This window comes from Paenibacillus shenyangensis, assembly GCF_000346635.1.
Lineage (GTDB): Bacteria > Bacillota > Bacilli > Paenibacillales > Paenibacillaceae > Saccharibacillus > Saccharibacillus dauci.
In genome coordinates this window covers 71,175-89,182 of record NZ_AOIG01000012.1, presented here as the reverse complement: position 1 = coordinate 89,182, position 18,008 = coordinate 71,175, and the positions used below count along the sequence as shown (strand labels likewise).

The window sequence follows — 18,008 nt, the reverse complement described above, 5'->3', positions numbered from 1 at the left end:
TATTAGTTTTTGTTCAATACTTCTGTTTTGACATTGCTTTTCTGGGAGCTGCGGCTCTGACGTTGCCAGAAACGACGGCTATCCACATCAACGACATAGCCAGGGTCTTTGTCCCGGCGAATGCGATATACGATGCGCTGAACTCCCATACCTATCAGCAGGAAAGCCAGCAGCAGCAGTGCTACCGTTGCTCCCGGAGGCGTGTTGACATAATAAGAAGTGGTCAGTCCGCCGAACATGCCGATCAGACCAATGCTAACCGCCATGATTAGCGCGGAAGTAAATCCTCTGGCAAAACGAAGAGCAAGAGCCGCAGGCAGTGCCATCAGTGCCGATACGAGCAGCACGCCGACAATCGGCATGGCTGCTGCTACAGTCATCCCGGTCAGTACCGAGAATGTCTGGGATAACCAGCGTACATGCGTACCGCCAATCTGCGCAGTCTCTTCATCAAACGTAATATTGTACAGCGGCCGTCTCATCACTGCCCAATAAATCAGTACCAGCAGGAACACCGTACCAATAATCCACAGCTGGGTCGTACTCACTGCTACAATCGAGCCAAACAGATAGGAACTGAAACTGCGATTCAGCCCGGAATCCATACTCATCAGCACCAGTGCCAGTGCCAGACCACCGGTCATAATAACAGCAATAGATACTTCCCCATAACCACGGAAATTCTGCCGCAGCCGCTCTATAACCAGCGCACCGGCAACTGCAATTACAAATCCTCCCACCGAAGGATTAATGCCCAGAATAGCCCCGATCGCTACACCTGCCAGCGAGACATGAGACAGCGTATCTGCCATTAGAATCTGCCTGCGCAGAACCAGATAAATACCGAGCAGCGGAGCGATGACAGCAATCATTCCTCCGGCCCAAAACGCGCGCTGCATGAACTCGTAGTCAAACATGCCCATCCTCCACCCTCCTCTCGTTCCAGACGGATCATACGATCCAGATAAGGCTCTGCTTCTTCCAGCCCATGGGTTACCATTACTACTGTACGTCCATGTTGTTTTACATGATGACGCATCAATTCGTAGAATCCTTTGCGACTCTCCAGATCCATCCCGGTTGTCGGCTCATCCAGAATCAGTACATCAGGCTCCTGTGCCAGTGCACGTGCAATACATACACGCTGTTTCTGCCCACCGGACAGTTCACCGATTTTGCGATCGCGCAGTTCCCACATACCTACTGCTTCGAGCGAGGAACGCACCAGTGCTTCCTGTTTATCACCAAATCGCTTGAACAGGCCCAATCTCATATAACAGCCGGAACGTACCAGCTCAAATACCGTACTCGGGAATCCACTATTAAATGATGCCACCTGCTGAGGCACATAACCGATCACCGGACGTTTGCCTTTGTCATTACGGTTAATCTGTACCCGTCCGCTCCAGGGCTTCAATATACCGAGCAGCAGCTTCAACGATGTTGTTTTCGCAGCACCATTGGGTCCGCTAAGCGCCATAAATTCATTACTATATATTTCCATCGACAACCGATTAACCACCGGTTCCCGGTCATAGCCAAACACTATATCCTGCATGGAAGCCAATAACAAGATTAGCCCTCCTTTCGTTCTTATCGTAACCGTTACGAATACCACCTGACTTACTTTACTCCTCGTATGTCAGCATTGTCAATATGTTTATCCAAAATTATTACGATCTGGCGCATCAAACTTCTTGTGGATCGATCACACTTTACTCAAAACAAACAGACACAATGCTTCTACAGATTATTAACCCGTAGTATGCATCGTGCCTGCTCATGCTGTGGATTTACAGCTTATTGACTTGCTTGGATGAATATTTGTAGCCAAAAATAACTACGCGCTAAATCACTTTGAATCAGATACCGTCTATAACTACACGCTTAATCACTTCTGGATCAGATACAGTCTGGATGTTTCTTCCCAGATCTCTCCCTGCTTCAGGCTGAAGAATCCTTTTTCTTCATCCGGCAAATCTACATTCGGTGCATTGACCAGATTGGTCTGCGGCTCGGGACAGAGGAATGTACCTGAAGCTTCGCTATTCCAGATCATCCAGTGTTTGTAACCTGTACCTACATCATAGACCAGCTTCTCCCCAAGACGATTGTCGATAATCTCGGCATAGTTGCGTCCATTTTGAGGAACAGCAGTATAGTGGTTGTCCATCACTTCGCCATAAGGATTGGCACCTTCTGCTTTGAGTTGCTCTTCCCAAGAAGACAGCGGCTGAAACTCACCTGTAGGCAGCATACGCTCGGTCATCTGACGGCGCTCTCCATAGGTAGCACGGAACGTCACATCGTCTGCAGTACTTTCCGGTGCAAATGGTGCATTGATCGCTGTATGGAATGCCAGCATCATCGGCATCGGATCATTGCCTTCATTACGTACGGTCACCTGCTGCTGCAGTCCATCTTCCGACAACGTGTACTGCAATTTTACCGTGAACTGGTGCGGCCAGTATTGATAGACTGGATGGGAATCATCAATACTCACGCTCAGACAGACAGTACTGTAATATTCATTCGCATCATAGGACACCACATCCCATACAATCGTATGCAGGAAGCCATGCAGATGATTATTGGTTGCTTCTTCATTAATAGGGAAGCTGTATCTGCGGCCGTTCCATGTAAATGTACCATCTTCATAACGGTTTGGCGGGAACAGTACCGGAATACCATGTGTACCCGGACTGGAGCGGAACTCTTCCATTTCAGCCTCTTTAGGCTCGCGCAGGAAATTATATCCTTTGACCGTATCGCGATAAGCAATCAGATTTGCTCCTACTCCTGGTAGCACAGCTGCTTCATAAGGACCATATTTCAGCCACACAGCAGGTTCTCCCTGATAAGATTGTTCATAAGCACTGGAATGATTGGACATAATGAAAGTCTCCTTTGTGGTCAAATCAAAATGACATAGACAGAGAATTCGATATGTAATGGATACTCCGTCTATGCAACTGCAAGCATTGTTAATATTTTCATTTACTAATTAATAAATAAAACAACTATTAATGAGTGTAGCATAATTTTGCTTATTCGCCAAAGGCAATACAGGACCTGAATCTAACTTGATCCTGTGACCTTTCTTCTGCTACTATATCGCGGACTGCGCTTAGACAATACGAACTTTTTCACCTTTGCGTGCCGATTCCAGACAGGCAGCAATGACTCTGGTATTGCGCACCGCATCTTCGGGACTGTAGGGTAATGGCGTTCCATCGAGCACGGAAGCAGCAAAAGCATCCATTTGAAGTGCAAAATGATTAGCAGGTTCAATATACTCTTCTCGTTTGCCTTCATCGGTATAGATAGTAATCTGCGGTTCTCCATGAATATCATCACGGCGAAATGCATAAGGCAGCTTGATTCTCCCCTTGGTCCCAATGATCTCCAGCGCACAGCTCGAATACGCCCACATCCCGCATTCAAAAGTAGCCGATCTTGCATCCGGAAATTCCATTAATCCCGAAGCCATCATATCCACATGATCATGCTTGGCCGAGAACATGGCATGTACGGTTACCGCTGTAGGCTCAGCCCCAAAGTACATACGGGCTGCAGATACCGGATAGACTCCCAGATCATATAACGAGCCTCCACCCATAGCCCGCTGGTACCGTACATTATCCAGATCATCTGCATTGCTTGAAGTAAAACGCCCATGCATACTGCGTAGTACACCAATTTCTCCGGATTGAATAATTTCCCTTACCCGATTATGCTTGGGATGATAACGGTACATAAATCCCTCGGCAAAAGTAACACCTGCCTTGCGACAGCGGTCAACCATCTCGGCAGCATCTGCTGCATCAAGCGCAGCAGGCTTTTCACATAATACATGTTTGCCTGCTTCTGCCGCTCTGATTGTCCATTCTTTGTGCAGATGATTGGGCAGTGGAATATAAACTGCATCAATATCAGGATCTGTCAGCAATGCCTCATAACTGCCATACGATCTGGGAATTTCGCAGTGCGCCGCTACATGTTTGGCAACTTCTGCGTCACGACTGGAGATCGCTAGTATTTCATTGCGATGTGATTCTTTGAGAGCAGGTATAATAGCGCTTACAGCAATTTCCGCAGTGCTGATGATTCCCCACTTTAATTTACGTTCAGTCATGGCTGTATTCCTTCCCTTCGCTTCAGATTCGGTCTGCCTGCTTGCCGGATATACGTCCATCCTGAACGAAACCCGATCCCCGATTTCTGCTGAAGATTAGATTTCTTCTATAATATAGAGCAATACACCTGTCTGCACCATTTGACTCTCCAAAAACCCGTATTCATTTATCTACTGCCATCAAGCTCTGCAGCAATTGCTTCGCTTCTGTAGATTATCGACGCAATCCCTGCAGGGACAATAGGCAGTCTATCGGCCGCACAACTTAATTACCATGCAGCTTGTCAGTTATAGTTATCCGCTTCCGCTTTGGTCAGCATCCCTATACAACGATCAAGATCGGTTTTGACCTGCTTTTTGTAGAGTTTGGCTTTTTCACGGCCATCGTCTGTAAAATGATAAATAACAATTTCCTGAAAATCAACCTTCGGATCATTCCCTTTTAACTGCTTGGTCCGATAAAAAACGCCTTCATGCACCAGTTCGTGAAGTGCACGATAAATTTCGCTTTGTGGTGGAGAATAGCCGAATGATTTGAAGCGTTCCTTCATGTTCTCCAGCATCTCGTAGCCATAGCCACGGTGCTCTTCCACCATCGTAATCAGATATAATTTGATAAAGGCGCGCTGGGCGATCATAAATGCCATATCACTCTGCTCCTTTCCATAGTTGCCTGTACATTTATCGCAGTGGAACAAATTATTCCACTTGTTCTATTATATGAAACTTTCACTACTTTGAAAAGTTAAGTAAAGGTAACAAAAAGACCTGTTCATCAGCGAACAGGTCTTTGATCCATCTAGGTTGATTTGGGAACTTTCCGGTATGGAATTCCAGTGAGCCATGCACCGTAAGGGATACGCGATAGCAGATAGGTGAGTAGTATGGACAGCCCCAGAGTAATAAGAGCCGTAATAAGGGTCCGCACAGTTACATCCCATCCCGCCATGATCCAATCGTCTACTCCATACGTAATTCTGAGCATCAGGGCATGTGCCAGATAACCACCATAGGAATATCGGCTGATTATGATCCACCATTGACGATGCCTACTGCTCTCCGACCGCGTAATACTAAGCGCCAGCTGATATACCAATAGCACAGATGCCGTCAGAAATATAGCCATTAACGGCTGCAGTAGCGTAAGTCCAATAAATCGTCTGCCGTAAGAGGCATCTGCTGGAAATCCTCCGGTAACCATGCCTGTATAATACAGTACAAATAACCCGCATAGCAGCATTACCGGGAATTTGACCCGTTGCAGCATACCCAGGAAACTATTAATATGTAGACCGGCTAATGCTCCCAAAAAGAAATAATACAGATAGTACACAATATTCCGGTCCGCATACGTAGTAAAGTACGGAGTCAATACCGGGATTTGCCAAGCTTCCGCCAATTCCGATAGCCAAGGCCGTAAAAACAAAATAAGCTCATAACCCGCAAACAGGATCAAGAGCAGTAGCCATAACGCATATTGCCGTTGACTCGTCCACTGTACCGATTTTCGTACAATCGTACGCAGAAAAGGAAACAGCAGATACATAGGTATAATCATGACAATATACCATAGATGGTAGCTGGACTTGCCAGTATACCAGTACCGGGTAACATCCGGCAGCCATTCTATAACCGGTCTGGCATAGGTTCCATTCAGCCCGGCATAAAGTAGTGACCATAATAAATAGGGCACAATAATATCTTTAAACCGTTTGCGGATAAAAGAGCTGTAGGATATCACCCCGTCATAGTTATAAAAAAGCACCAGCCCAGTAATAAAGATAAAGGCCGGTACCGCAAATTTGGCCGCTAATAGCATCAATGTGAGTCTGACACCATCTCCCGCCGTCACTTCAGGCACGACGGAGTAATGAGCGATCGAGTGCTGCAGCACAACGGCGGCAAAAGCCATGCCACGCAGAATCTCAATTTCTCCAAGTCTTTGTTTTTGTATCATACTGCTCTCCCGATCATCATAACGACTGCATGATTATTTACACATCATAATAGTTTCATCATTCCATGCGCCTGCATTTGACATCGCTGGCGGTGCAGGAATTTGAGCGCCCTGTTTAGGTGCCTGCGTAGATGAACCTGGCATACGCAGTTCATTGCGCAATTTTTTAATCCATTGACGGCGCGTCTTTTTCTTGTCTTTGATCGAGCCTGACGTCTGATGATTAAACATTAGCTGAGCTTGCATCAGTATTACCTCCCCATTCATAGTTTTGGAAAGCATAGCACCTTCCACTGCCAGTATAACGTCAATCCTGTAAATCGGATAGGGCATTTATAACCTAATCCGCAAAACTTACTCAAAGATTATAGCGAAACCTGCAGAAATATGACGAAAAGCCCATCCCCGGCAGTATTCTACCGAAGATGAGCCTGTTTAAGCGTCATGTTTGCAGGAGACAGATTATTCATCTGTCCAATTTGCTGTATATTCTGGTGTATTTACTGGTAAGATCTGCATGGGTCATACGGTTGTATTTATACGCCGTATCCGCCATTGGAGTAGGAAGTCAGTTTGTTATCCGAACCCTGACTGTCATTATTGGTATCTTTTGGAGTAACATCGCTGCGAACTTCCGACGCATTCGGATCATCTTCGGTACGTGTTTCTCTTTGGTTCGTTGTTGTGGTTCCCGCTGTTGTAGAACCGATCGTTTGTCCGTCATCACGGGTACGATATCTGGATTCGTTCAGTGAACGATTGTTCCGGAATACACCGTAAGCATGATCATAACGATCATCTTCATCTACGAGTACCAGAATTTTACCTTCATTTACGTAGCCTTCATATTCATTGGCTTCGTCTTCTGGAATACCCATTCCGACCAAACCGCCTACAAGTCCGCCTGCACCTGCACCTACAGCTGCGCCGGTAATCGTCGCTGCAATAGGGCCGGCCGCCAGAATCGGTCCAATTCCCGGAATAGCCAGTGCGCCCAGTCCGGCGAGCAGACCTGCTGTACCGCCGAGAATACCGCCTGTAGTAGCGCCGGCAGCCACACCTTCCGGTGCTTTCGTATCGGTCTCGTCCGTAATGGCACGCATATCTTCTTTATCCTTGGTAATCACCGAAATTTCGTCTGTAGTGAATCCTTGGGCTTTCAGATCTTCTATCGCTTTAGATGCTTCGCGTTCCGTTTCGAATACACCCACAATTTTCTTGTCCATGATTGTTACCTCCCTATGGTTGGCTTTATATCAGCCTTCGTGAAGATGTTGTAACTTTCAAGATTTGGTACATTGTTGTACATGTGGTCCTGCATATACTTACCCGTGCAGGGATTCGTTCAAACGTCAGAACATAATGATAACTGCTTATTGACGCGGTTTGGCCCGATTGGTTGCTTGGGCTTCCAGCGGCTGATCCGGCCAGTAATGCTTCGGATAACGTCCTTTGAGATCTTTTTTTACCTCAAAATATGCCTCTTTCCAAAAGCTCTCCAGATCATTGGTTACCTGAACCGGACGACTTGCTGGCGATAGAAGCTGGATTGTCAGCGGAACGCTTCCCCCGATCAGCGGTGTACTCGCACAGCCGAACATCTCCTGCAGACGTACAGCAATGGAAGGACGCTCCGGATCGGTATAATCGATAGGAATACGGCTTCCACTTGGCACCTGAATATGGGTAGGTACCTGCTGATCCATTCGCTGCTTTTGGTCCCAGGAGAGTCGGTTGGCAAGTAATTCAGCCGGATTGAGCTTTCTTGCTTCAGAAAGACGGCGCATTCCCTGCAAATAAGGCAGCAGCCACTCGTCTGCTTCATTGAGCAGCAGCTGCTCATCAACCGACGGATAATCCGGATCAACCCGGTGCATACAATCCATTCGCTGACGCAGCTGGAGCGCAGCGCGTGACCACTGAAGCGCTCCAAGACCCTTTTCCCGAAGCGCATTCAGCAGCGCTTGCTGTACATCTTCAGCGGAAGGTGATGGATCATTGACTGCCTGCAGCTCGATCGCACCCAGCCTTGTTATTTTGCGGGCAGATACCGATTCGCGTTCAGCATCATAAGTAACTTCCCGAATCATCTGGATCTGGCTAGCATGAATATGACGGATCGTCTGTTCACGGATACCTGTTGCCAATAAAATCCGGCTTTCACTACCGTTATCGTCCAGCTCGGCAGCTACTAGATAAGCAGCAGTAGATAAATATTCTGTTCGGCCACGATAGGTTGGAATATGAGCTCCGCGGCCTATCCGCAGCAGAAATTTGCCGTCTCCTCTTCCTTTGGCGACTCGATCCGGATAGGCGAGGGATATCAATGCACCAAGCCAGTCATCACCGGGTTTGTACTCGGTGCTTTCAGATGTATTATTTCTATTCTCTATCCTGGCGGCTCCCGCCTTGTGCAGTTGATTTTCCTGCTGCAATTGACTCAGCTGTTTATAAAAACGGCCTGCCCATTCTTTGATCCGCTCTACTAGATGACGATCAGCCGTATAACTGCCTTTTCCCTGGAGGGCTTCGATCCGGTGAGCCAAATCAATACCTGCTGCAGTTGGAGACAGAATATCTTTTTCCTGCAGCAGGGCGGCTACATCACAGGCTTTGCGCTCCATATTCCATTCGGCAGCTTTTAGAATCATATGACCAAGACGTGGATGAGTACCCATGTGGGCCATTCGACGTCCGTGATCGGTAATGCGTCCATTCTGTTCGAGAGCTTCCAGCTGCTTAAGCAGCTCTACCGCATGATTATAGGATGCAGCTGGCGGTTGGTCCAGCCAGCTCAACTCTTGTACTGTTGTTCCCCAGGAAGCTACTTCCAGTGCCAGCGGAGCCAGATCACTCTGCAGAATCTCTGGAGTCCGAGAGTCTGCCAGACGCTGATGCTCTTCCTGGCTCCACATTCTGTAACATACTCCCGGTCGTTGCCGTCCAGCCCGGCCCCGGCGCTGGTCAGCAGCATCAATAGATACTTGCAGCGTCTCCATTCGCTCCATACCTGTACGTGCAGAGAATAGACGTGTACGCATTAATCCACTGTCTATCACGATATTGACTCCATCCACTGTAACGCTGGATTCGGCCAGTGATGTAGCCAGCACAACTTTGCGACGATCGGCTGGACCTGCCTTAACTGCCAGATCTTGCTGTTCGGGCTTCAATCCACCATGAAGCATAACAATATCCATCTGACGCAGCAGCGGATCACTGCTCGTCAGTAGCTCATCCTGTACACGCCGAATCTCTCTTACTCCCGGGAGGAAAACAAGTGTATGCCCCTCATGTCGGTGCAAAGCCTTCAGGATCAATGCCGCCAGCTTCTGCTCTATTCGTCCCGAAGAGCGGCGATATAATGTATATACCGACTCACCCTCTTCATAATAAGTCTCAACAGGATAACTTTTGCCAGCACTGGATAATATAGTGGCACCACCGAGTAATCCAGCTACCGGCTCGGGATCCATCGTAGCAGACATAACGAGTACTCTCAGATCTTCACGCAAAAGAGACCTGCTCTCCAGTACAAAAGCAAGTCCAAGATCGGCATGCAAATTCCGCTCATGAAATTCATCCAGAATAATCAGTCCTGCCTGTTCTAGTGATGGATCATGCTGGAGCATCCGTGTCAGTACGCCTTCTGTTACCACTTCAATGATGGTCCGCGGACCTACACGAGTATCCATAGCAACCCGGTAACCTACTGTTTCTCCTACACGCTCTCCTAGCGCTGCAGCCATATAACGGGCAGCAGATATGGCTGCCAGTCTTCTTGGCTCCAGCATAATAATACGCCGACCGTTCAGCCAGGATTCATGCCGCAGTGCCAGCGGCAGCCGTGTAGTCTTGCCAGCACCCGGTTCTGCAGTTAGTACAGCAGTGCCGGAATGCGCCAGCGCCTTTTTCAAATCGGGGATTAATTCATCCACCGGTAATCGTACAGATTCGTTTGACATAGTATTTCCTTTCCGGTCAACAATTTAGACAAATAAAGAGGAGCTGCAACGTTTTATTGCAAAAAGCTGCATACTTACATACCGGTAAGACGTTTACGGATTTTATGTTCATAGCGTCCATAAGAGGGATTGTTTGTCCATCCATTTTGGGCTGTGAGCATATTCAGACGAAGCGTCTTCTCATCCAGCCGTCTGCGAAGTTCCTGACGCTCTCCATCATGCTGACAGGCTGCAATAAGATCGGTTAATGTCAACATTTCCTGACGGAGAGTCAATTCTTCCGGCATAATATTGGCATTTTTCATAATTTTATAGGCAGCCCGTAGTTCTTCGGGTACATGAGACAGATCTTCCAGTTCCAGCGGTTTGCCTTTGCCGGGCAGATCATCGAATTCTCCTTTTTGCATAGCTTCTTCAATCATTTGATCCGCTAGCCAGGATAACATATCTTCCTCTCCTTTCGGCAGTTCCCTATTATCGATTTGAAATTCCTATTTATTTTGAAATGGGATTCATGTCTGGTGTACTTATAATCATCGTCCCAAAATAATGTATCCATCTTGTCTGCATAATCTATCGAAACTATTCACTTTAAATAGGCTGTGTCCACTTATCTACAGCAATATTCCTATTCTCTTAACGTAATAATAGTCTGCTTATTTCACTTTTAATTATACATGATCCTTTCTATTGAAACGAGTTCGCTAATGAACAAGCACTCAATCTAATGATCCATTTTATGCGGCAATAATATCTAGAAAAGAGATCTTCGTATAGAAAAGAGAAGTCATAGTTTGGTTGTTTCTCTCGACTTGAATCCAGCATACAAACAGCTTTCATTCATTAAAACCATTTATTTGATAAAGATTAAGCGATGTTGTATTTAATTAAATGTACAAAAAGAAAAGCTACCGAGAATTGCTCGGCAGCTGCAGCGTTCCTAATAGGACGAACTGTTTTTTGTTTTAAAAAGGAAATCAAATCTGCTTCCTTGTCTATTCAGAAACGCGGAGACTTAGTAGACGAGCTTGTTCCTCCAATGCAGTAAGAGTGTCTTCAAAGGTTCGGATCGGTCGGTAGCCCAGCTGGTCGGCAATTTTCCCAGTCTTGTAGATGGTGAGAATCGGCTTGCCCTCAGGAATGATAGGCTGTTGCTTCAGCGCTTGAAGAATACGTAGTCTAAATTGACTCTCCGGATAGTTACCGTCTACCGCATGGTAGACCTGACCGACGGCTGACGGACGGACTGCAGCCAATATACACATTTCGGCTACGTTTTCGGCATGCACCCATGGTGCCATATCTTCGGGGTGAATCCAGTCTACTTTCTCAGCTTCGGCCAACTGCTTCACCAATTGATCGCCCCAATGGGAATGATGCTCGGAAGAGATCAATCCGGGACGCAGGACAACTACATTCAATCCTTTTTCTTCTGCCTGTCTGACGATTCGTTCGGATTCACATTTGGTAGAGAGATAGACTTCGGAATGACCAAATGACAACTCACTGGATTCTTCCAGTTCAACAGCTTCATCGAAATGACCATAAACAGATACAGTCGAGATATGAACGAAACGTTCGACACCAGCCATAAGAGCGGCATCAACCAGTGTTTGAACCCCTTTGATATTTGCTGCTTCGGCAAGCTGTCGATCATCCCCCAGATAAGCGGCAGCATGAATAACAAATTGCACGTTTTGCATTGCTTGTTCAAGCGTCCCTCGATCATTTAGATCGCCGACGACCGCCTCGATGCCGAGATTCTCACAGATCGAAATCTGTTGCTCATTGCGGATCAGACCTTTAACCTGCGCGCCTTCTGCTAAGCACCTGGTGGCAACCTTGTCACCAAGCGTCCCAGACACCCCTGTGACCAGGACAGTTTTATTATGAAGTTTCATGATACATGCTCCTTATGTATACAGGCGAATCAAAGTTCAAATGTAAGCGCCTGCAAATTCGTTTAATATTCAGGTTAATCAATCCCTTATTTTTTGGCAAGTTCGGCACGTTATGGAATTGAAAGGTCACACACTCCATTGAATCCTGAAGCTGATAAGCCGCTTAAGTTTTTGCTGTGAACACATAAAAAGGCTGCGTTCCTGTAAAAAGGACGCAGCCAAGCTGTTGAGAATGTCTTATTTGCTTGGTAGCTAGTTAACAGAGCAGAGATTCCGCACCATCAATAACAATCTGGGCGCCTGTAATATGACAAGCTTCGCCAGAAGACAAGAACGTAACCAGATCAGCTACATTGTCTGCCGAACCCGATTGACCAGCCAATGGCTGACGACCATTCGGGAACTCGATAGGAATGGCAATTTTTTCAACCGTTTCATTACGTTCAGTACTCTGATCAATATTAGTCGAGATGGCTCCTGGGCAAATTACATTCACACGTACCTTGAATTGAGCCAGTTCGAGTGCTGCCATCTTGGTAAAAGCAACCTGCGCAGCTTTGGAAGAGCTATAGGCCGACATTCCAAAGCTTGCAAAGGTAGTATTACCATTAATGGAACTAGTAATAACAATACTGCCACCATCTTTTTTCAAAAAAGGAAGCGCATACTTTACAGTTAGGAAAGTACCACCCAAATTGGTATTGATCGTACGCTGCCAATCTTCGTAACTAATTTCCTCGATCGGAGCTAAAGCACCGTTGATTCCTGCATTGGCAAAAACAACATGCAATCCACCGAAATGTTCTGCACCTTTCTCAATAGCATGTTTAACTTGTTCTTCATTTGCAATATCTATCTCAAAAGCGAGCACGGCATCGGCGCGGATCGCCTTAATCTCTTCTTCGGTCTCCCGGATTCGTTCTGGTGACAAGTCACAGATAATGACATTAGCTCCCTGTGCAGCAAACTTTAATGCTGTAGCCTTGCCAATACCGGAGCCGCCACCGGTAACCAGTGCCGTCTTGCCCTCAAAACGGTTAGATTGAACTGTGGATTCCATATTATTCACTCCCTCACATGTGTTGTTGGCCACTTGCTAATTAGCTTGCCACAACAATTACCCACATACGACCAATAAGGAATCACCTTAATATATATTTATATACAGATGTAGGAGAGAAATGACAAAACCGGACAGCCTAAAATCCTGTCCGGTCTTATTTAACTTCTGATATGAACGTTCTGACAATCGCGAAGATGAATCATCATGCACGACGAAACTTTTTTGGTAACTGTCTGTTTTAGTCCATCAACTCTGCATCTGGATAAAGCCTTAAACCGATTCGGGCTGTTGTACCCAATCGAGCAGCATCTGACGAAAATGAACCTTGTCTGCCGGTACCGCAATCATCCAGTCTTCTTCATCCTGATTACTGCGTCGTACAATCCAGTTGGTATCATCATCAGCCAGCAGAATAGCGCCTTTGCGTTGCCAGTTCTCTTCATCCCAGTAGGAGAATTGAACTTCTGCATATAACCGATTCTCCGACAATACACCGGCGAACAGTCGGGACCCTTCCAGATCTCCAGTCATTTCACTCAGCTGATTAGTTAATTGGCGATTACGATGAGTCTGCTTGTTCCGTATATAGTCATCAAACCATTGACCGGAAAAAGTCAGTGCCGGCATCTCATTGGCCGGATACGTATTCAGATTCATCTTTTCCATAACAAGGCTGCACGCCTCCGTCAATGTACCCATTGGTCTGAGCGTATAATATCCTGGGAGGTCTTCAGCTTGCCTGATCTCAATGACTCCATCACTGCTAAAATAGGTATGGCTATCATATAGCTGCTTGCCTGACTCCGTTTTGTACTGGTACCGCAGACAGCATCCACGCTTATAAATACCTGTAAATGGGTGCTCACCAGCTGACGTCTGAGTCACCAGAGCTTCAAACTGCTCTGCACTTAAACATCCCTTTTGCAGCAGCGATACCGCTACCTGCTTCCAATTGGTCGTTAACACTCCACTATTCTGTATCGAAAAAGGGTTTTCTTTTCCCAGAATCCGATCAAAACCCAGAATGCCAGCCAGAAAAAACATCTCTTTGTCTGTCAGTGTCAACGTTCTCTCATTAAATGAGTTAAAGGCGAACATATGGCAGGTCTTCTCCCTTCAATATTGACATGTAAGCTTTTATATCTATATAAAAGGGTAATCATGTTTATATAATAGCATTTAAAGGTTCTTTGTGCCCATTTAAATGTAGCACTATAGACTTAATTTTGTCAATTATAGTTTAAATAATAATCTCATTTTTCTATACCTTATCACTGTATTATGAACAAATGATTACTAACTTGCACTGAATCGTACAATTAATTGATAAATATGTGTCCTGGAAGGTTATTTCCATGGATGTTTTAGGTGAATATCAGGTTCCTTTAAGTTTTCTTTAAGGAAAGGCGATTACAATAAACTCAAGTTAACGGAATACTATATCTATTTTCCCGAATGATAGACTTATGATCACTTGCCGTTAACTAGGAATGACTTATAAATAGATGAGGTGATTAATAGTGAAAACGACAATTCTGTTAGAAAGCAAAATCGTTCCGGTTTACTTTAACGCCGATAATACACAGCCAGTTTCCAAACTTCTCAGACTATTACGCAGAACCATTGAAAATAAAGTGATTAACGGCAAAAAGATGATTAAAAACTGTCTGGATACTGTGATTAGTATTGAAGTTATCGGATCGGAAGCGATTTTGCATACTTACCGTGAAAGTGATACTTTAGCATTATCACTTTACTAAAACCAATTACAGACATAATGAAGATGATCACTAATCAGACGATCATGAACAGAAGCTTGGACGGGCCTGGGAACCGGAAATCGATTTTCCGAACGGCCCTTTCTGTTTTTAACAGGATAAATACATAGACCGGATTTCTGCTGATCCTTACCTATCCAGCAGGAATCCGGTCTTTTCACGTCTAATGTTATAAATACGAAGATATAAGTAATGTTACTGTATTGTATAACAATAAATTGATAACAAATTAACTTTAAGTAATTTAGTAGCATTTCATAATAAAGATGTATAAAGTTATTATATTACCAAAAGGTTAGTCTGTATCAAATATATATTATGTGCTATAATAGGTTAAATAAAAGAGGTGATATAGATGGATACATCAATGCTTTGTCCCCGATTTGAAAAAGGGATGCAGATTTTAAGTAAACGTTGGAATGGTCTTATTATTTATCAGTTGCTGAATGGTCCTCAACGCTTTTGCTCAATTCAATCATCACTTCCTGTAAGCGGTCGTCTTTTATCCGAACGTCTCAAAGATCTGGAGCATGAAGGAATGGTTGTTCGTCATGTCTATCCGGAGACTCCTGTACGTATCGAATATGAACTGACCCAAAAAGGATTGGCATTGGAAACTGTCATCCGTGGTATTCAGGATTGGTCTCAAGCCTGGGTACAACCCGGGGAGCAGCAGGCAGAATGCGAATATACTCAAGCTGCCAAGTAAACAACCCATAGTATAACAAAAACATCCGGTCTTCCTCATTCAGAGGAGCCGGATGTTTTTTGGTATAGAATACGGTGGGCTATAGGATCTCATGCATTTATACACCAGTCATGTATCGCTAGATTAAACATATATAGTGAGTATGATATTTAAATGATAATGATTGCAGCAGTATATGATCACTAGCTGACATATTGTCTGTTTTTACCGGCTTCCATCTTTTCCGCTCTGCGAATGCGAATGATGAACAGACGCAGCAGGTTCGTACGCGTATGTTCGTCGGCATTCCGGCCCAGTTTCTCCAATATAAAACGATCTATTGACATGCCTGCTCACTCCCTTTCAAGTCGCCGGAAAGGTATAGCCTGATATCGTCGTTGTAAATGTTCCGGTATCCATTAATAACCTTTTCACGCGACCTCTAAACTGCAATTTACACTATTTGGATGTATTTATTTGGTGAAACTTTTGTAACTATTTGTCATTTTCCTTTTATTTAGTGAAGCTGTTGATTAGAACCTATTTTGCTGGCAGAGGGTATAATAACAGCTCTTAAAGTTATTTTCTATTTACCCATAAAAGACCTATCCCTTCTATAGTGAAAGGATAGGTCTTTTAGTTGATTCTTGTAGTCAAACTAGATTAAAGCAAGCAATAGCTGCAATCTTTACAGACTGCTGTACAGCAGTTCTATATCTGCTTAGAAGAAATCACGGTATTGATGCTGAATGCTGATCCAGCGGGTACGGGTAAATTTCTCAATCGCCCATTCACCACCAAAACGACCTACTCCTGAAGCCTTCTCACCGCCGAACATAACATGGGCTTCATCGTTAACAGACTGGTCATTAACATGAATCATGCCTGTCTCCATCTGCTGGGCAACCTGATAGCCGCGTTCCAGATTGGTAGTAAATACTGAACCACTTAGTCCATATTCACTGCTGTTCATAATGCGCAGAGCATCTTCTTCTCCTTTGGCACGAATCAGCAGCGCTACAGGACCAAACAGTTCTTTCTGAGCTGCAGGATTGTCGCCTGTCACTTCACTCAGTACAGTAGGTTCAAGCACACTACCGTTCGCTTTGCCGCCATACAGCAGCTTGGCTCCGGCTTTTTGAGCTTCTTCTACGACACCTAGCAGACGCTCTGCTTCTTTTTCATGAATTAGCGGGCCTACAATAGTCTTCGGATCGGAAGGGTCACCAAATGGCAGAGTTTTGACTTTGGCAACAAATTTGTCTGTAAACGTATCATAGATGGAATCATCAACGATAATGCGATTCAGTGCCATGCAGATCTGTCCCTGGTGGAAAAACTTGCCGAATACAGCTGCTTCTACGGCACGATCAATATCCGCATCATCCAGTACGATCATCGCATTATCTCCGCCAAGCTCCAGTGCTACTTCTTTCAGGTTCTCGCCAGCCAGCTTGCCGATCCCTTTACCCACCTCTGTAGAACCGGTAAAGGAAATGATTTTGGGAATAGGATGCGCGACAAAAGCATCGCCGATCTCACTACCGCTGCCGCTTACGACGCTGAGCACACCTTTGGGAAGTCCTGCCTGGTCGAAAATATCAGCGATCAGTAATCCTGCTGTAATTGGCGTATCGGAAGCCGGTTTGATTACTACACCATTACCAAGTGCCAGCGCAGGAGCTACTGTACGCATACACAGATGCAGCGGGAAGTTCCATGGACCGATCATGCCGACTACGCCTTTGGCTTCGCGAACTACACGGTTCTCTTTGCCCGGAATATCAGAGCCCATAATATCGCCTTTCATCCGGTATGGGAAAGAAGCGGATTCTTCCATAATACGTCGCGCCGCTGTCCATTCACGTTCAGCTTTGATCCGTGTGCTACCTGCCTCGGCGATCAAAAGTTCTATGATTTCTTCTTTGCGTTCATCCATTTGTGCCAGCGCTTTGTAGATCACCTGTGCGCGGACGCCAAGTGGTGCTTTGGCCCACTCTTTACCTGCTTTGTAGGCTGTCTGATAAGCACGATCCAGATCTTCCTGACTGGAAGCTTTCATTTCGACGAGCAGCTCACTATTATATGGATTTATATTTTTGATTGTTTTATCCGAAGTACCTTCGGTCCATTCACCTGCGATAAATTGTTTGTTCCATTTAGCAAATTTGGATTGTACGAGTGTCATAGGTAGTTCCTCCTTGTAGTAAGCGTACGATTAGATCATTATTCATACCGTAAAGATAACAATAAGTTAGTACATTACCGTTTAATGGTGCCTCTGTATTGTTACCCGCATGTTACTAATGGCAAACATGAATTTTATATTCAATATTTATCATATAGAAATTCCGCTATATACGGATAAAGAAGCAACAAGCTATCTATATATGAAATCGGACAAAAATAGGGTCAGAAGCTGTTTCAATTATAAAAATTGTGGTTTCGGTTTATCTATTTATGATTTTAGCCATATTTACTCCTGATTCAGACTGTTCAGAACGATTAATCAGACAAAAAT

17 protein-coding genes are annotated in these 18,008 nt (G+C 45.2%); 2 read left to right on the top strand and 15 right to left on the bottom strand.

The window, feature by feature from the left end:
* Positions 1 to 2: 2 nt before the first annotated feature.
* The 13 genes from H065_RS0111210 to H065_RS0111150 all read right to left on the bottom strand — a co-directional run bounded on the left by H065_RS0111210 (position 3) and on the right by H065_RS0111150 (position 14,119).
* On the bottom strand, positions 3 to 923 hold the full coding sequence (locus H065_RS0111210; protein WP_017813153.1) for a metal ABC transporter permease: 921 nt from the start codon (positions 921 to 923) through the stop codon (positions 3 to 5).
* Entirely contained in the window at positions 869 to 1,573 is a 705-nt protein-coding gene (locus H065_RS0111205; RefSeq protein ID WP_017813152.1) for a metal ABC transporter ATP-binding protein, read from the bottom strand. Before H065_RS0111205 ends, H065_RS0111210 begins: the two co-directional genes overlap by 55 nt.
* Positions 1,574 to 1,891: 318 nt before the next feature.
* Entirely contained in the window at positions 1,892 to 2,893 is a 1,002-nt protein-coding gene (locus H065_RS0111200; protein WP_017813151.1) for an aldose 1-epimerase, read from the bottom strand.
* A 234-nt stretch (positions 2,894 to 3,127) separates the two neighbouring features.
* A complete protein-coding gene (locus tag H065_RS0111195) occupies positions 3,128 to 4,135 on the bottom strand; it encodes a Gfo/Idh/MocA family protein (protein ID WP_017813150.1) in 1,008 nt (335 codons plus the stop codon).
* 284 nt (positions 4,136 to 4,419) lie between these two features.
* The gene (locus H065_RS0111190) at positions 4,420 to 4,782 is read right to left on the bottom strand and encodes a replication termination protein (protein WP_017813149.1); all 363 of its coding nucleotides are present in this window, start codon (positions 4,780 to 4,782) and stop codon (positions 4,420 to 4,422) included.
* Between the two features lie 152 nt (positions 4,783 to 4,934).
* A complete protein-coding gene (locus H065_RS0111185) occupies positions 4,935 to 6,092 on the bottom strand; it encodes an acyltransferase (protein ID WP_017813148.1) in 1,158 nt (385 codons plus the stop codon).
* 33 nt (positions 6,093 to 6,125) lie between these two features.
* Positions 6,126 to 6,338 carry a hypothetical protein gene (locus tag H065_RS0111180; RefSeq protein WP_017813147.1) on the bottom strand — a complete coding sequence of 71 codons (213 nt, stop codon included), beginning with the start codon at positions 6,336 to 6,338 and terminating at the stop codon, positions 6,126 to 6,128.
* 290 nt (positions 6,339 to 6,628) lie between these two features.
* The gene (locus H065_RS0111175; RefSeq protein ID WP_017813146.1) at positions 6,629 to 7,318 is read right to left on the bottom strand and encodes a general stress protein; all 690 of its coding nucleotides are present in this window, start codon (positions 7,316 to 7,318) and stop codon (positions 6,629 to 6,631) included.
* Positions 7,319 to 7,465: 147 nt separating this feature from the next.
* Positions 7,466 to 10,057 carry an ATP-dependent helicase HrpB gene (gene hrpB, locus H065_RS0111170; RefSeq protein ID WP_017813145.1) on the bottom strand — a complete coding sequence of 864 codons (2,592 nt, stop codon included), beginning with the start codon at positions 10,055 to 10,057 and terminating at the stop codon, positions 7,466 to 7,468.
* 74 nt (positions 10,058 to 10,131) lie between these two features.
* Positions 10,132 to 10,503, bottom strand: coding sequence for a DnaJ family domain-containing protein (locus H065_RS0111165; RefSeq protein WP_017813144.1), 372 nt, complete (start codon positions 10,501 to 10,503; stop codon positions 10,132 to 10,134).
* Positions 10,504 to 11,052: 549 nt separating this feature from the next.
* The gene (locus tag H065_RS0111160; protein ID WP_017813143.1) at positions 11,053 to 11,958 is read right to left on the bottom strand and encodes an NAD-dependent epimerase/dehydratase family protein; all 906 of its coding nucleotides are present in this window, start codon (positions 11,956 to 11,958) and stop codon (positions 11,053 to 11,055) included.
* Between the two features lie 256 nt (positions 11,959 to 12,214).
* The gene (locus tag H065_RS0111155; protein WP_017813142.1) at positions 12,215 to 13,018 is read right to left on the bottom strand and encodes an SDR family oxidoreductase; all 804 of its coding nucleotides are present in this window, start codon (positions 13,016 to 13,018) and stop codon (positions 12,215 to 12,217) included.
* A gap of 273 nt (positions 13,019 to 13,291) precedes the next feature.
* Complete coding sequence (locus tag H065_RS0111150) at positions 13,292 to 14,119, bottom strand: hypothetical protein (RefSeq protein ID WP_017813141.1); 828 nt, start codon at positions 14,117 to 14,119, stop codon at positions 13,292 to 13,294.
* A 422-nt stretch (positions 14,120 to 14,541) separates the two neighbouring features.
* Here H065_RS0111150 and H065_RS0111145 point away from each other — a divergent pair, with 422 nt between their 5' ends.
* Together H065_RS0111145 and H065_RS0111140 are read left to right on the top strand one after the other, a co-directional pair.
* Positions 14,542 to 14,781, top strand: coding sequence for a hypothetical protein (locus tag H065_RS0111145; protein ID WP_017813140.1), 240 nt, complete (start codon positions 14,542 to 14,544; stop codon positions 14,779 to 14,781).
* A gap of 373 nt (positions 14,782 to 15,154) precedes the next feature.
* Positions 15,155 to 15,508: a winged helix-turn-helix transcriptional regulator gene (locus H065_RS0111140; protein WP_017813139.1), complete on the top strand. Its 354-nt coding sequence runs from the start codon at positions 15,155 to 15,157 to the stop codon at positions 15,506 to 15,508.
* A gap of 182 nt (positions 15,509 to 15,690) precedes the next feature.
* On the opposite strand, the gene H065_RS27875 is transcribed toward H065_RS0111140, so the two are convergent.
* Complete coding sequence (locus H065_RS27875; protein ID WP_017813138.1) at positions 15,691 to 15,834, bottom strand: hypothetical protein; 144 nt, start codon at positions 15,832 to 15,834, stop codon at positions 15,691 to 15,693.
* A gap of 374 nt (positions 15,835 to 16,208) precedes the next feature.
* On the bottom strand, positions 16,209 to 17,675 hold the full coding sequence (locus tag H065_RS0111130; protein ID WP_017813137.1) for an aldehyde dehydrogenase family protein: 1,467 nt from the start codon (positions 17,673 to 17,675) through the stop codon (positions 16,209 to 16,211).
* Positions 17,676 to 18,008 lie beyond the last annotated feature (333 nt).